This is a genomic window from Dubosiella newyorkensis, assembly GCF_001945605.1.
GTDB classification, from domain to species: Bacteria; Bacillota_I; Bacilli_A; order Erysipelotrichales; family Erysipelotrichaceae; genus Dubosiella; species Dubosiella newyorkensis.
On record NZ_MPKA01000139.1, the window covers coordinates 26,195 to 39,974 of the forward strand.

The 13,780-nt window shown below is 40.4% G+C and carries 16 protein-coding genes; 15 read left to right on the forward strand and 1 reads right to left on the reverse strand.

Features of this window, described 5'->3' with window-relative positions; all coding sequences use genetic code 11:
• The first annotated feature begins 25 nt into the window (after positions 1-25).
• From BO225_RS11585 to BO225_RS11645, 15 genes are all read left to right on the forward strand, one after another.
• Positions 26-241, forward strand: coding sequence for a hypothetical protein (locus BO225_RS11585; protein WP_076342357.1), 216 nt, complete (start codon positions 26-28; stop codon positions 239-241).
• Positions 242-508: 267 nt separating this feature from the next.
• The gene (locus BO225_RS11590; RefSeq protein WP_076340869.1) at positions 509-769 is read left to right on the forward strand and encodes an FRAT-87 protein; all 261 of its coding nucleotides are present in this window, start codon (positions 509-511) and stop codon (positions 767-769) included.
• Between the two features lie 98 nt (positions 770-867).
• Positions 868-1,272 carry a metal-dependent transcriptional regulator gene (locus BO225_RS11595; RefSeq protein ID WP_233120336.1) on the forward strand — a complete coding sequence of 135 codons (405 nt, stop codon included), beginning with the start codon at positions 868-870 and terminating at the stop codon, positions 1,270-1,272.
• A 31-nt stretch (positions 1,273-1,303) separates the two neighbouring features.
• Positions 1,304-3,484 (forward strand): peptidase U32 family protein, encoded by a 2,181-nt coding sequence (locus tag BO225_RS11600; protein WP_076342358.1) that lies wholly within the window; start codon positions 1,304-1,306, stop codon positions 3,482-3,484.
• An 89-nt stretch (positions 3,485-3,573) separates the two neighbouring features.
• Positions 3,574-4,887, forward strand: coding sequence for a phosphopyruvate hydratase (gene eno, locus BO225_RS11605; protein WP_076342359.1), 1,314 nt, complete (start codon positions 3,574-3,576; stop codon positions 4,885-4,887).
• Between the two features lie 112 nt (positions 4,888-4,999).
• The gene (locus BO225_RS11610) at positions 5,000-6,247 is read left to right on the forward strand and encodes a cation:proton antiporter (protein ID WP_076342360.1); all 1,248 of its coding nucleotides are present in this window, start codon (positions 5,000-5,002) and stop codon (positions 6,245-6,247) included.
• A 151-nt stretch (positions 6,248-6,398) separates the two neighbouring features.
• Positions 6,399-6,779, forward strand: coding sequence for an SLC13 family permease (locus BO225_RS12570; RefSeq protein ID WP_198936149.1), 381 nt, complete (start codon positions 6,399-6,401; stop codon positions 6,777-6,779).
• A complete protein-coding gene (locus BO225_RS11615; protein ID WP_198936150.1) occupies positions 6,742-7,722 on the forward strand; it encodes an ArsB/NhaD family transporter in 981 nt (326 codons plus the stop codon). Before BO225_RS12570 ends, BO225_RS11615 begins: the two co-directional genes overlap by 38 nt.
• A gap of 12 nt (positions 7,723-7,734) precedes the next feature.
• Entirely contained in the window at positions 7,735-8,190 is a 456-nt protein-coding gene (locus BO225_RS11620) for a cytidylate kinase-like family protein (protein WP_083632209.1), read from the forward strand.
• Positions 8,180-8,323, forward strand: a complete 144-nt coding sequence (locus BO225_RS12930; protein WP_143356845.1) for a nucleoside/nucleotide kinase family protein — start codon at positions 8,180-8,182, stop codon at positions 8,321-8,323. The genes BO225_RS11620 and BO225_RS12930 overlap by 11 nt, the downstream gene beginning before the upstream one ends.
• Positions 8,324-8,566: 243 nt before the next feature.
• Positions 8,567-9,595: a hypothetical protein gene (locus BO225_RS11625; RefSeq protein WP_143356846.1), complete on the forward strand. Its 1,029-nt coding sequence runs from the start codon at positions 8,567-8,569 to the stop codon at positions 9,593-9,595.
• A 181-nt stretch (positions 9,596-9,776) separates the two neighbouring features.
• Positions 9,777-10,487, forward strand: coding sequence for a LytR/AlgR family response regulator transcription factor (locus BO225_RS11630; RefSeq protein ID WP_076342362.1), 711 nt, complete (start codon positions 9,777-9,779; stop codon positions 10,485-10,487).
• Positions 10,484-11,722 carry a hypothetical protein gene (locus tag BO225_RS11635; protein ID WP_076342363.1) on the forward strand — a complete coding sequence of 413 codons (1,239 nt, stop codon included), beginning with the start codon at positions 10,484-10,486 and terminating at the stop codon, positions 11,720-11,722. Before BO225_RS11630 ends, BO225_RS11635 begins: the two co-directional genes overlap by 4 nt.
• Positions 11,723-12,037: 315 nt before the next feature.
• The gene (locus BO225_RS11640; RefSeq protein ID WP_143356847.1) at positions 12,038-12,385 is read left to right on the forward strand and encodes a hypothetical protein; all 348 of its coding nucleotides are present in this window, start codon (positions 12,038-12,040) and stop codon (positions 12,383-12,385) included.
• A 697-nt stretch (positions 12,386-13,082) separates the two neighbouring features.
• Complete coding sequence (locus tag BO225_RS11645; RefSeq protein ID WP_233120337.1) at positions 13,083-13,376, forward strand: rubredoxin; 294 nt, start codon at positions 13,083-13,085, stop codon at positions 13,374-13,376.
• A 113-nt stretch (positions 13,377-13,489) separates the two neighbouring features.
• Here the strand turns inward: BO225_RS11645 and BO225_RS11650 are convergent, their stop codons facing one another.
• Positions 13,490-13,762, reverse strand: coding sequence for an FRAT-87 protein (locus BO225_RS11650; RefSeq protein WP_076342365.1), 273 nt, complete (start codon positions 13,760-13,762; stop codon positions 13,490-13,492).
• Positions 13,763-13,780 lie beyond the last annotated feature (18 nt).

Genomic DNA, 13,780 nt, shown 5'->3' on the forward strand with positions numbered 1-13,780 from the left:
CGGTATTCTAAAAAAGGGTGTTTTTATGGACCAAGAACAACAAGCGATCGTTTTGTGTCAAAAAAATGAAGGAAAGAAATTTCTTTGGAAAGAACAAGAAGGAGTATTCGAGATCGTGGAGGACTGCAATTGTTGCGGAGCGAGCAATAATGTCTTGTTCTGTTTTCAAAGCGAGACGAAACGAACGATGCTAGACGCGGGAATGCTTTTGAAGGCTTTTCAAGAAAGCAAACCGCTCTAAAAATTAAAATGTATTATTTTTTATAATACTAAGGGACGGAATGAACGATAAAATCGGGGCGGTAAAAAAGTTGTAAATTTTATGTTGCATTTCACTGTCTTTTTGATTGTTATATTTGTATTATGAGAATGTAAAGTAACAAGGCACATCAAGAGCCCAACTCAGACCTGAATTTATAGATTAAAACATTGAAAATGAAAGGTTAAAGCATTCCAGAACCAGGCCGAGGATCACAAAGACTTTACGTTTGGAATGTAGGTAATTATCATGACAAAAGATGAATTCAAAAAAGTATTGACTGACGCTATCGGTGGATCTGCATATGGTGATGAAGTAATCGCTGATTTAGTAGCAAACTTCGGTGAAGAAGGAAAATATGCGCAAAATGCTAAAGACCGCCTTGATGATCGTCTAGGAACACTTAAAGGTTGGGAAAAGAAACATCGTGAAGAAGGCGACGCAGCAAAAGCTGATGAAGAAGCCGCTAAGATCGCGATCGTAGAAAAAGCTTTGAAAGCAATCGCTTAATTTGTTTATTCATTGAAAGAGAAAGACCGAGTGATCGGTCTTTTTTCGTGACAGTTTCCTGTTTGACATTCAAGTTAGTCTTATCTAAAATTAGAAATATGAATACAGAAAAAAAAGGAAAGATGAAAGAGCATCTTGGAGAATCGCTCGAAGATTATCTTGAAGCGATTCTTGTCTTATCGAATCAGCTTGCTCAAGTGCGGAGCGTCGATGTGGCGAGCTATTTAGGATTTTCGAAGCCAAGCGTCTCGCATGCCGTCAAGATCATGAACGAGCAGGGCTTGATTCAATTGGATAAGAATAAATGCTTATATTTAAGCGAACATGGAGAAGAGGTCGCGAAACGCACCTATCGGCGACATGTCTTCTTTTCCGAAATGCTTCAGCAAATTGGCGTTCCAAAAGAAATCGCCCAAGAAGATGCGTGCCGCATCGAACATGTGATTTCGGAGGAAACATTCGAGGCGATCCAAAAGTATTATGAAGAACATGAAGCCCGCTAGCCGGCTTCTTTTTTGTTTCAAGGAGGATATCATGCAACCAGAAATATTAGCGCCCGTCGGCAGTCGTGAGTCGCTTGAAGCCGCTTTTGCGGCGGGGGCGAATGCTCTCTATTTTGGCTTGCCTCAATTTGGAGCGCGAGCGTACGCCAACCGATTTACATTGGAAGAAACAAAGGAGATCATCGAGCGCGCGCATTTAATGAATGTGAAAGTCTATATCACGATGAATACGATCTTATTTGAAGATGAGATCGAAGAGGCGTACGAGCAAGCCAAAGCGCTCTATGAAATGAATGTGGACGCTTTGATCATTCAGGATCTTGGCTTGTTGCACCTATTGCATCATCGACTTCCTGCTCTTGAACTGCACGCTTCGACGCAGCTTTCTGTATCGACCCCTGAACAGATCGAACAGCTTAAAAAACTAGGGGTCTCTCGAGTCGTTCTAGCTAGGGAGTGCACGATCGAACAAATCAAAGCGTGCGTACAAACTGGAATTGAGATCGAAGTCTTTATTCATGGCGCCTTATGCATCTCCTATTCGGGACAATGTCAATTTTCGGCGCTTGAATATGGAAGAAGCGGCAATCGCGGCCAGTGCGCCCAGCCATGTAGGATGTCGTATACCCTTCTAGAAGATGGGAAGGAGAAAAAGAATGTCCCTTCTTTTTTGATCTCGCCAAAAGACCTTTCATTGATCCACGATCTAGAAGCGCTTCAAAAAATCGGGGTGGCTTCTTTAAAGATCGAAGGACGGATGAAATCGCCCGAATATGTGTACGAGACGGTGAAGGCGACCAAAAAGGCGCTCGAACACGAGACGATCACAAAAGAAGACGATCAAAAGCTTGAAGTCACTTTCAATCGAACATTCACAAAGGGGCATGCGTTCCATCAAACCGGTAAAGAGCTCATGGAAATGCAGGCGAGCAATCATCACGGAATCAAGGTCGGCACAGTAATTGCTGTAAAAGGAAAAAAGATCACGATTCGTTTGATCGAAGATCTGCATCAAAACGATGGGATCCGCTTTGAAAAGGAAAATTGGAGCGAAGGATGTCATGTCAACTATATTTATAATAAGCAAGGAAAACTTGTAAATAGCGCTCTTAAAAATCAAACGATCACGATCGATGGTCCACTTCATGTCAAAGTAGGAAACCATGTCAAAAAGACGGTGGACGCCAATCTTCAAGATGAGGTCAAATCCATCTTGAAAAGCTATCATCGTCAGATCGAGATTGTTGGAAAAGTATCTTGCCAAGGGGTTGGTCATCCTCTTGTGCTCGAATTGAGCGATGGGAAGCATACAGTTCGAGTTCAAAGCCAGGAAATGGCGCAATTGGCAAAATCGAAGGCGAGCGATCCACAAACGATCGAGAAACAAATGCGGAAGACCAACACTTCATGGGCTAGGTTTTCCCGCATCGAATACGATGTGGCGGATGATGTGTTCTTTTCTCTCAAGGCGATGAACGCTCTTCGAAAAGAAGGATTGGACGCTTTAAAAGAGGCGCATTTGCGCTTTACGATCGAAAAAGAGCGGCCGTACACGTATTCTTTCACGATCCAAGATGCGCCAATGATCTTCGCCCAGATCGAAGAGGAGCACCAAAAAGGAAAAGAGGATGTCGTATGGATCGCGGAGCATGTGTCTGGCGCCAAGAAGCTTGCCCGTATTACAGAGGATGAAGGATTCGTGGTCCGCCATTTGGGCAAGGGGCCTATCATTTTCAATATGAATGTTTCGAATTCGTACGCGATCGCGGCGCTTATAGAGCTTGGGTATGAGAAAATTGGTGTCAGCGACGAATTGAGCAAAGAGCAGCTTCTTGAAATGATCGATGGCTTTAGGGCGCGCTATCATCAAATTCCTCCGATCGTTCCTTGTCTCTATCAAAAGAGGCGGCTGATGTTGATGAAGCATTGTCCGATCAATACGCTTTTGAGCGATGGAAAGCGCATAGGGTGTCGGTTATGCCACGAGCATAACTATCTGTTGAAAGGAAAAGACAGGCGAACGTATTCTTTATTGGGAGATTCGGCGTGCAATATGCGGATCTTTTCACGGGAAGTGGAGGATCGTTTTGATTGGCTTCCTTCTTTGAGAAAAAGAGGAATCGACTCGTATTTATGTATTTTTGTGGATGAGTCTAAGAAAACGATCGACTCGATTTTGAGGCGCTTATCCGATGAGATCGGCCTTGAATGAAAGCGCTTGACATTCTAAAAAACATTGAAAACAAGGGGTCATAGTGTTAGAATTTTAGTAGCTTAAGGCTAAGAGGAGGATATTTTAATATGCCTATTATTGTGGATGTATATGCACGTGAAGTCTTAGATTCTCGTGGAAATCCAACGGTTGAAGTTGAAGTTACAACCGAATCTGGCGCTTATGGACGCGCTATGGTGCCTAGTGGGGCAAGTACTGGTGAAAGAGAAGCGTTGGAGCTTCGTGACGGAGATAAAAACCGTTATGGTGGCAAGGGAACGTCAAAAGCGGTCAATAATGTAAACACGATCATCGCACCAGCTGTTATCGGTTTGGATGTTAGAGACCAAAACTTGATCGATAAAACGATGTTGGATCTTGATGGAACTCCATTCAAGAAAAACTTGGGTGCCAACGCGACTTTAGGTGTTTCTATGGCTTGCGCGCTTGCTGCGGCTGATTTCTATGGAATGCCTTTGTTCAACTACTTTGGCGGATTCAACGGAAACACGCTTCCTGTGCCTATGTGCAACGTAATCAACGGTGGTTCGCATGCGGATTCGACAGTTGATTTCCAAGAATTCATGATCATGCCTGTTGGCGCTAAAAACGAAAAGGAAGCTGTACGTATGGCTGCCGAAACTTTCCATGCTTTGAAGAAAGTATTGAAAGACAAAGGATATAATACAAACGTTGGTGACGAAGGTGGATTCGCTCCTAGCTGCAAAGACGGAAACGAAGAACCACTTGAACTTCTTGTAGAAGCGATGAAAGCGGCTGGTTATGAACCAGGAAAAGATCTCATGATCGCGATGGACGTTGCCGCTTCTGAATTCCATAATCATGAAACTGGAATGTACGAATTGAAGAAATCCGGACAAGGCAACAAGACAAGCGATGAAATGATCGATATGTACGAAGAATGGATCAACAAATATCCAATCATCTCGATCGAAGATGGACTTGGCGAACGCGACTGGGAAGGCTGGAAGAAATTGACAGACCGTCTTGGTAAGAAAGTTCAATTGGTTGGTGACGACTTGTTCGTAACGAACCCTGCGATCCTTGCGGAAGGTATCGAAAAAGGTATCGCGAACGCGATCTTGATCAAAGTCAACCAGATCGGTACTTTGACAGAAACATTCGACGCGATGCAGTTGGCGAAAGAACACAACTACACTTGCATCGTATCTCATCGTTCGGGTGAAACAGAAGATACAACGATCGCCGACATCGCTGTTGGTTTGAACGCTGGTCAAATCAAAACTGGTTCGCTTTCTAGAACAGACCGTATCGCGAAATACAATCGCTTGATCCGTATCGAGGACGAACTCGACAAACGCGGAGCCACTGCGATCGCTCGTTATCCAGGATTGAAAGCGTTCTACAACTTATTCAAATAAGAATAAAATTTTCTAAGAGGCTCGAAAAGCCTCTTTTTTTTTGCAATTGACAAGCAAAAAACATATTTTAGTGGTTTAATGGAAAAGAATAAGTAAATATTGGAGGAAAAGTATGGAAAGCTACCGTTATCTTCTCGATATTGCGATTATCTTGTTGTTCACCAAAGCATTTGGGATCTTCTCGAAAAAATTGAGGATGCCAAGTGTCGTGGGCGCTCTGATCGCGGGCATCGTATTAGGGCCTGCGGTTCTTCATATCGTAGAACCGAGCAATTTGATTTCTGCTCTTTCTGAAATTGGCGTCATCGTCCTGATGTTTTCTGCTGGTCTTGAAACGAGCATCACGGATTTAAAAAAAGCAGGGTTGAAAGCCTTTCTGATCGCTACTTTGGGTGTTTTTGTTCCATTGAGTGTTGGATATTTGATCGGCATGATCTATAATGTCGGACCTTCTGCATGGATCGAAAACTTGTTTATTGGTGTCATCTTTACCGCGACAAGTGTCGGCATCACAGTCGAGACGCTGAAGGAAATGCATTGCATGTCTACGGAGAGTGGCAATGTTATTTTGGCGGCTGCTGTGATCGATGATGTTCTTGGAATCATTTGCTTGACGCTCGTCACCGCCTTGGCGGATAGTTCTGTCGTGATCAGCACGGTCATGCTCAAGATCCTAGGCTTTTTTGTGTTCTCGATCGTGGTCGGTATCGCAATGCATAAAGTGTTCAAATGGTGGTTTAGTCATGATCCAAATCATGGTCTCCAACGGTATTCGATCGTATCGTTCGCGTTCGCTTTGATCATGGCGTATTGTGCGGAAGAGTTCTTTGGTGTCGCTGATATTACAGGAAGCTTTGTTGGTGGTCTGATCATTTCTGGAACGGCGCAATGTGAATATGTCACGAAGCGGATCGGGACTTTATCGTATATGTTGATCACACCGATCTTCTTTGCGAGTATCGGGCTCAAGCTTGAGCCGATCCAAGCTTCGTGGACGATGTTGGGTCTTGTTTTGATTTTGTGTGTAGCGGCTGTTTTGACCAAGATCGTTGGTTGTGGTCTTGGCGCGCTGATTTGTCGATATTCTCCTACGCAGGCATTGCGTATCGGATGCGGGATGATTTCTCGTGGCGAGGTCGCCTTGATCATTGCGGATAAAGGGATGAGCTTGGGGATCTTGAACGAGTTCTTTGTCACTCCGATTTTGCTTTGTGTCGTATTCACGACGGTCATCACGCCGATCTTGTTGAAGATCGTATATAAACATAAACCAGATGATCCTGATTTTACGCATCATGGAGAAACAAAAGTTGAAAAACAAGAGATCCATGAAGCGCTCACGGATCCAATTGTCGAGTAATGCAGGCCTGCTCTTTTAGCAGGTCTTTTATTGTGGTAAAAAATGGCTTAAGACTTTCTAAAAAAGAATTAAAATAAAGTGGTAATTAAGAAGGAAGGAAAGATTATGGGTTTGGCAGCATTGGCGCCATGGGTCGCAGGCTTTATTTTTTGTGTTCATGTTTATCCTTGTGATCACGGAAAAGTTTGAACGTCACATCGTTACTTTAGGGTGTGGGGAGGCTGTCTTGGTGATCGTGTTTGGCTTTTGTTTGCGCTCGTGGCAGGCGGCATGGTATACGCTAAACATTCAAAATATCTTTACTTTAGATTTCTGGTATTCGGCATCTGAAAGTGCCAAGTCTTCTTCAGGAATCAACTGGGCGACGATCTTATTCATTGCGGGAATGATGATCATGGTGGAAGGGATAGCTTCGGCTGGTTTCTTTCGTTCGCTTTGTTTGCGGTTTGCGAAACTCGTCAAGTATCGTTCGACAAGGATTTTTTTTTGTTTTTATGATCATGTCTGCCATCTTGGCGATGTTTATCGATAGTATCACGGTGATCTTGTTTTTGGCGGCTGTGACTGTCGAGTTGGCGCAGCTTTTGAAATTTGATCCGGTTCCTGTGATCTTGGCGGAGATCTTTTGCGCGAATCTTGGGGGTGCGGCGACGATGTGCGGCGATCCGCCTAACATTATTATCGGAACGGCTTTAGGCTATTCTTTTTCTGATTTTATAAACAATACGGGGATGATCGCTGGAATTTCGCTGTTCTTTGTCGTACTCTACTTTTGGTTTTGTTTTGCGAAGAAATTAAAAAAGAGCGAAGCGTATTTAGAACAGATCGACTCTTTTCCAGATCCATCTCAAGCGATCTTGAATAGGATGTGTTTTATTCAATCGACTTTGATTTTTTTGCTTGCGATCGTTTTGCTTGTTTCGCATGCGTATACGCATTTGACGGTCGCTTTTATTGGTGTGTTCATCGCTTTGCTCACATTAGTTTGCGCAGGCTCTCAGGCGAAAGATTTGCTGAAACAAGTCGACTATAAGACGTTGTTGTTTTTTGTGGGGTTGTTCGTGGTCGTTGGCGGTTTGGAAGAAACGGGTGTTCTAGAAATCGTGGCGGAATGGATTGCAAATTGGTCGAATGGAAATATTTATTTGATGGTTTTGGTCATTTTATGGGTTTCTGCTGTGGCTAGCGCGGTCGTTGATAATATTCCGTTTGCGGCGACGATGATTCCGATCATTCGGATGTTGGCGCAAAGTCAATCGGTTCCTTTGACGACATTGGCTTGGACGTTGTCGATGGGTACGGATGTTGGTGGTTCTGCCACGCCGATTGGCGCAAGCGCCAATGTGGTGGGCACGGCTGTGGCGATGAAGGCGGGTTATCCGATCTCATGGGGAAAATATTGTAGATATTGTGTGACGGCGACGTTGCTTGTGGTCATGATTTCGATGGTTTGTATTTTTGTGCGGTATGTGTAGAGGGAAGAGACTATGATTATAACGATTTCAAGAGAGTTTGGTAGTGGGGGTCGGGATATTTCGCGGGCATTGGCTGCCCATTATGATGTGCCGTTGTATGATCAAAATATGTTGAGCGAGATCGGGATCGATGAGAGTTATGATATCGACCGGATCAATCAATACGATGAGGCGCCTCGTTGGATGATCCGTTCTCGAACGGTTCGGGGGTTGACGAATTCGAATATCGACAATATCGCGATGAAGGAGTTTGACTTTTTGCGCGAGAAGGCGAGGGTCAAAGAATCGTTTATCGTTCTTGGTCATTGTGGGGAAAGCATTTTGAAAGAATATGATCCGATTTCGATTTTTGTGAACGCGAGCATGGATTTGCGGATCGAGCGGACGATGCAAGAGTTTGAACTCGATGAAAAAGAGGCGTATGCGCTGACCAAAAAAAACGGATCGCAATCGCAAGATGTATCATAATTACTATTGCGACAATAAATGGGATGATTCTCGGTATTATGATTTGTGTATCGAGTCTTCGACGCTTGGGGTGGACGAAACGATCGATTTTTTGATCGATTTTATTGACCGTTGTATCGAAGCAAGAAAATAAAAAAACATAATTATAAAAAAATGAATCAATCTTTTCGGATATGTGCTATAATTTGTAAAACAAGCGCTTACAAGAAAGGTACATTATGGAAAGATTGACAGAAAAAAAGGGAACTACGGCCGAAAAAACGGTCATTCTTGGTCTGCTTATGATCGCATTGGTCTTAGCGAGCCTGTAAAATGGAAAGTCATGCTCAATGATGCATGGCTTTTTTCAAGAATAGAAGAGATAGAAAGGATGAATATGAAGAAATCAAAAAAATGGATCGTATGGACGATCATGATAGTTTTCGTTGTTGGCTGCTTGATCATTTTTGTTCCGAATAAAAAAGAAGTGGTGCACGATGACTTTGATTTTTGGAAAGAAACGTATGATATTCTTGCCAAGAAAATCGGTGGGCTTAAATTTGAGGACGCCTCTTGGAAGATCGTCTTGCAGGATCGAAAGAATGCAGTGGAGGCGGAATATCCTGGTCTTTTGATCCAATATGCAGAAGACGAAAACGATCGCCAGACGAAAACGAGCTTGAGCATGAATGAAGATTCCTCAAAGGATAAAGCGGTTGAATTCGTGTATGAGGTCAGCGAATTCGATGGAGACAATTTAAAGGCGGAGAAAGAATTTGTGTTGCGCTCCACCGACTATAAAGCTGAACAATTTAAGACGATTTATCGGGTGTATGAGTATCTGAATGGCGTGTTTGATCGTACGGATACCAAGGAAGGGTCTTTGACGATCCATGGAAATGAGGTCGATTATGACGAGCTTCCCTTGATGAAGGAGGCATTTGAGCACTTCGATCTTTTACTTGAAAATATGGAAAACGAGTTTGGTGTTTCTTATGAGGGAACAAATTTTATCGGTGTTCCTACGATCGAGTTTTCGAAAGAGATAGCGCAGGATATTCAGTCGAAAGATTATTTTAGTGAAGTCCACTATAACGCGAAAGGGTATGGGATCGTGACGTTTTTGATGGTTGACGAGGATGAAAAGGTGGCTTCGTATGGCACCTATGATGTCACGCGTCAAGGATATGGATTCCGGTATGATATGGCTTTAGTGCCACGGACGATAGAACAATGTTTTGATTTGGAAACACCAGCGGATATTGAAAAAGAAATGGTTTATTTTGATGGCGAAAGAGCGTATATTTATCCCGCTGATTGGAGAGATGAGGATATTCTTTCGGATGTAAATCAAGGAGCAGAGAACGCGGTGGCTGTATTAAGTACGCAAAATAAAAGCTATACTGATTATGAAAGAATCCCCTAAAAATCTGGGTCGCTAAAAAACATTCTCATCAGGAAATGTGCCAGTTGATCGCATGATTTTCTGGCATTTCATATTTATACCCTATGCATGAGAGGTTGTTTTTATTCCTAAGACGTAGCTTTTCATTCTGTCTAATATTTGTTACTCTAATAATAAACAAAAATTAGAAAGGGCTTAAAATATGAAAATATTAATCTGTGATAACAATCCTGATGATATTCATCATCTATCCCATTTACTTAACGAGTATTGCGAGTATAGACAACTTGTGATTCAAGACATAAAGATTTGTCATCATTCAAATGAAGTATTCCGTTCAATTCAGGATTGTGATCTCTTATTTCTGGATGTTGAATTAGATGACGAAAACGGAATTGATATAGGGATGCAGATCAAAACAATGAATTGTCGCATTAGGATCATTATCACATCTGCTTTTCAGGATTATCTAATTGCCGGATATAAAATCAACGCTTGTCGTTATTTACTTAAGCCGATAGAAAAAATTGAATTTTTTATCGAAATGGATTCGATCATGAATGATTATTTTAAAAATCAGCAGGGATTTTATGAAAGAACAATTCAGCCAGGAAAGATTTTTTATCATCAGATTCTTTTTATTGAAGCATATAATCGAAAAACACAGATCACATTAGAAAACGGAAAATCAGGTATCGTGAAGCATTCATTATCCGAGTGGATCGAAATACTAAAAGAACAGCCTTTTGATCAATCCCATAAGTCTGTTGTTGTCAATTTCAAAGCAATCCAAACAATTGGTAAACAGGACATTTATTTACACAATGGACAAACCGTTCCGGTTTCGCGCCATTATCGAAAAAGCTTTTTGCAGAACTATATCAACTATTTACAATGCGAGGATTACGAATGATATTTTTATTTTTGTTCAACACTATTTATCTAGTCATAGCTTTTTATATAGGAAAAGAAATTATATCCGCAAGCATTTCTATAAAAAAGAACAGATTGTTTCTTATAGGGTTGTGGTTATTCTTGAATTTGGGAAATATTCCTATGTTTAGCTCCTGGAACGAAATCTTGGTTTTTTTTGCTTCGATTGCCTTATACCGCTTTCTGTTTAAACTTCCATGGTCAAAAGTTGTTCCTATTGCTTTTTGCTTTTTTTCAATCGCAAGTATTACAAAATATATTGGTGGATTATTATCTATATTCGAGATGTCTTTTAATGCACAAAACGAGGTATATACGAATGTATATTTTTTGACGCTCGCTTTGGCGATTCTTACTCTTTGGGGTTTTATAAAAATACTGGTCCATACTTTCCAGTTGTTTGATCAAAAAGTGCTTCCTTCTTATAGCTGGATTTTTATATTTCTTCCACTCTCTATTTTTGCTTTATTTTTAAACGCAGAAGATTATTTCAAAGTACTGGAATCACAACGCATAGTTATCGCACTGTTTCTCATTTTTGTCGTGTCCAATTTCATCTTGTCCTTTTTGCACTCTAAACTTACATCTGTAATGGAAATTGAAACCGAACTTGGAATTCAAAAGGAAAAAGAAAAACAGTTACTAAATCAAATAGAATTTTTAAATCAGCAACATAAATTAAACATGTCATTTGTTCATGAACTTTTACAAAAAGAGAATAAAATTGTCTCTTTAATAAAAGAAGGGAATGAACGCGAAGCAATATCTACACTAGAATCCTTGGCACAAAATACATTTCAGGAATTTAATGGAATTCTTACCGAATCAAACGTTTTCAATGCGATCATTACGCAATTCCATCCTCGAATTCATCAGGCAGGATTTCAATTAAGAACGACAATTTCGATCAATGATTTTGAATTTATGAATTTATCGGAACAATATGATTTTTTTTATCATTTGATTGATAATCTCCTTCATTGCGCAGAAAAACGAATTACTAAAACAGATCAATCAATTATTATCACTTGTAAACGCAACAAATCTTTTCGTAAAATTGAATGCTTCATTCCGTTATCCACTCAAAACTTCGATTGTGATTTTGATGATAATTTTGCTTCTAAATATCATTTAAAAATACAGCATCAAAAACTGGAAGAGTATAAAAAAGAAAAAATAGAATTGTTATTGAGCGATTTACAACCTGTTAAGTAAAATAAGTACCTGTTGTTCCTGATTGCTGGATATAAATAAATAGTCATTTATAATAGATTTAACAAATAATTATTTGGATAACAGAAAATCTCTCATACCGGTTTCAGAGATCCATAGTTAGAAAAGGAAAGCTATTATGAATACTATAAAAAAATAAGTCAAATAATCATAACTACTATTTTTTGTGTTTCTCTTAGTTCCGAACATATTTTTGCAACCGAAAGGGTAGATCCTGAAGTTTCAGATAATCCGGAAACTTCCACAAACGCAGAACCATATAATGAAGACACGAGAATGTATTCATTGGATGAATATATGAAAACATTTTCTCAGGATATGTCTTCCAATGAAATAATCTTGCCTGACTATTCATCTTTGGATTTAGGTCTCGCACCATTGAGTTATTTACGCTATACTTCCTATATCTATGATGCGAGCGGCAATCAACTTGGTACAGTTACACTCGATGCAGAAACCGCAATAATTGGTGGAAGACCACAATTCGTATATGATAAGTGTTACTTAGGTCATCCATCTGCTTATAACGGATGGCCTTGCGTAGACTCAAGTCTATCTTTCTCGGGAGACCGAATTGTTGTTTATGCTACATTCTCAAATGGATATTTTCAACAAAGCGGTTCAGCTGTATTTTATCCTCAATAAATCGTACTTCTCTAATAAATAAGATAAATTTAATCAATGAAAACTAAAAAGCATATTTTTGCTATTCTTATTTTCATCCTGATTATCGTGGGAATCTTAGCAGGTTATTTTCGTTCCTTTCAAAATACCCAAAGTATAGATGATCAGAAAATGTATACCCTTGATGAGTATCAGGAAAAATTTGACCATAGCAAATGAAAAGATCTTCAAAAGAATCGGCCTATCCCCGGTCGATTTTTTAATTCGAAAATAGGAGGTGGCTACCCTATATTGAACACCACTGCTCTTGTATTTACGGAGATTCCTTTTTCAAAAAGAAAAGCAGGCAGTCTGATCAATTCTTCCAAAGGCAAGATTTATATCCACAATCACGCGGATCTTGAACGGGTCAGAATGATCCTGTCCTGTTTGTGAAATGTATTTGAAGTCTGGTTTTACCGAAATGCGCAAAGGGATCAACAAATACTTTAAATGGTAAACGTTGCTTTTAGCCCAGCCGACCTGCATAGACAGTAAATGTAGGAGTCATGTTCATCCCAAGTTCTTTGCAGACAGTCGATGTAGCCATTTTTACTCATCATTTTCAACGATTCTTCTCTCCTAGCTTGGCGGCTTCTATTTAGAATCCTTAAGCATCTATCATGCGTTTTTCTTAAAAACTTTCTACAATAGAAATAGAACAAAGGAGAATAAGAATATGGCAGAAGATAAAATCATCAAAGACAATTCAAAAGAAGATCTTGAAGCGATGGAAGCATTCGATACGGCAGTTCAATTAGAACCAAAGACCGATGTTTGGGTATGCACAGTATGTGGATGGATGTATGATCCAAAATTAGGATTGCCAGCAAAAGGAATCGAACCAGGAACAAGCTTTGAAGACCTTCCATACGATTTTGTATGTCCACTATGTCACGCGCCAAAATCCGATTTTGTGATGAAAGTCGAAGTCAATCCAGACGATGGCGGTGAATCGATCACGAACGCGTAGTAAAAAAAAGAAAAATAATCAATTTCATGTTTCTTTCTAGACGTCATTCCTTGAGTTGACGTCTTTTTTTAATAAAAAAACCAGCACGAGGCTGGTTTAGATCAAACGATCCCTTATTTTTCCATGTCTTCTACGACTTTTAAGGCTTTTTCCAACAAAGCGATTTTATCGGCTTCTACTTGAGCGGCTTTTTCATCGCCGTTTTCTTTATGGCGTTTTTCCCAGCCCTTTAAAGAACCAATGCGATCATCGATGCGGTCTTTACTGTTTTGAGCGTATTTTCCAGTGGATTCATAATGCTCTACAAGATCGGCAACGACTTCATCTCCATACTCTGTTTGGCCAATCGCTTTTTTCAAGTTGGCTTCAAAATCTTTTTTGTTCATGGTGAATACCTCCTATTG

What these genes read in the sequence shown, in the direction of transcription:
- BO225_RS11625 (WP_143356846.1), top strand. Translation starts at nt 8,567, where the DNA reads ATGAAGAAATCAAAAAAATGGATCGTATGGACGATCATGATAGTTTTC.
- BO225_RS11590 (WP_076340869.1), top strand. Translation starts at nt 509, where the DNA reads ATGACAAAAGATGAATTCAAAAAAGTATTGACTGACGCTATCGGTGGA.
- BO225_RS11610 (WP_076342360.1), top strand. Translation starts at nt 5,000, where the DNA reads ATGGAAAGCTACCGTTATCTTCTCGATATTGCGATTATCTTGTTGTTC.
- BO225_RS11615 (WP_198936150.1), top strand. Translation starts at nt 6,742, where the DNA reads ATGATCATGTCTGCCATCTTGGCGATGTTTATCGATAGTATCACGGTG.
- BO225_RS11585 (WP_076342357.1), top strand. Translation starts at nt 26, where the DNA reads ATGGACCAAGAACAACAAGCGATCGTTTTGTGTCAAAAAAATGAAGGA.
- BO225_RS11595 (WP_233120336.1), top strand. Translation starts at nt 868, where the DNA reads ATGAATACAGAAAAAAAAGGAAAGATGAAAGAGCATCTTGGAGAATCG.
- BO225_RS11650 (WP_076342365.1), bottom strand. Translation starts at nt 13,762, where the DNA reads ATGAACAAAAAAGATTTTGAAGCCAACTTGAAAAAAGCGATTGGCCAA.
- BO225_RS11630 (WP_076342362.1), top strand. Translation starts at nt 9,777, where the DNA reads ATGAAAATATTAATCTGTGATAACAATCCTGATGATATTCATCATCTA.
- eno (WP_076342359.1), top strand. Translation starts at nt 3,574, where the DNA reads ATGCCTATTATTGTGGATGTATATGCACGTGAAGTCTTAGATTCTCGT.
- BO225_RS11600 (WP_076342358.1), top strand. Translation starts at nt 1,304, where the DNA reads ATGCAACCAGAAATATTAGCGCCCGTCGGCAGTCGTGAGTCGCTTGAA.
- BO225_RS11635 (WP_076342363.1), top strand. Translation starts at nt 10,484, where the DNA reads ATGATATTTTTATTTTTGTTCAACACTATTTATCTAGTCATAGCTTTT.
- BO225_RS11645 (WP_233120337.1), top strand. Translation starts at nt 13,083, where the DNA reads ATGGCAGAAGATAAAATCATCAAAGACAATTCAAAAGAAGATCTTGAA.
- BO225_RS11640 (WP_143356847.1), top strand. Translation starts at nt 12,038, where the DNA reads ATGAAAACATTTTCTCAGGATATGTCTTCCAATGAAATAATCTTGCCT.
- BO225_RS12930 (WP_143356845.1), top strand. Translation starts at nt 8,180, where the DNA reads ATGTATCATAATTACTATTGCGACAATAAATGGGATGATTCTCGGTAT.
- BO225_RS11620 (WP_083632209.1), top strand. Translation starts at nt 7,735, where the DNA reads ATGATTATAACGATTTCAAGAGAGTTTGGTAGTGGGGGTCGGGATATT.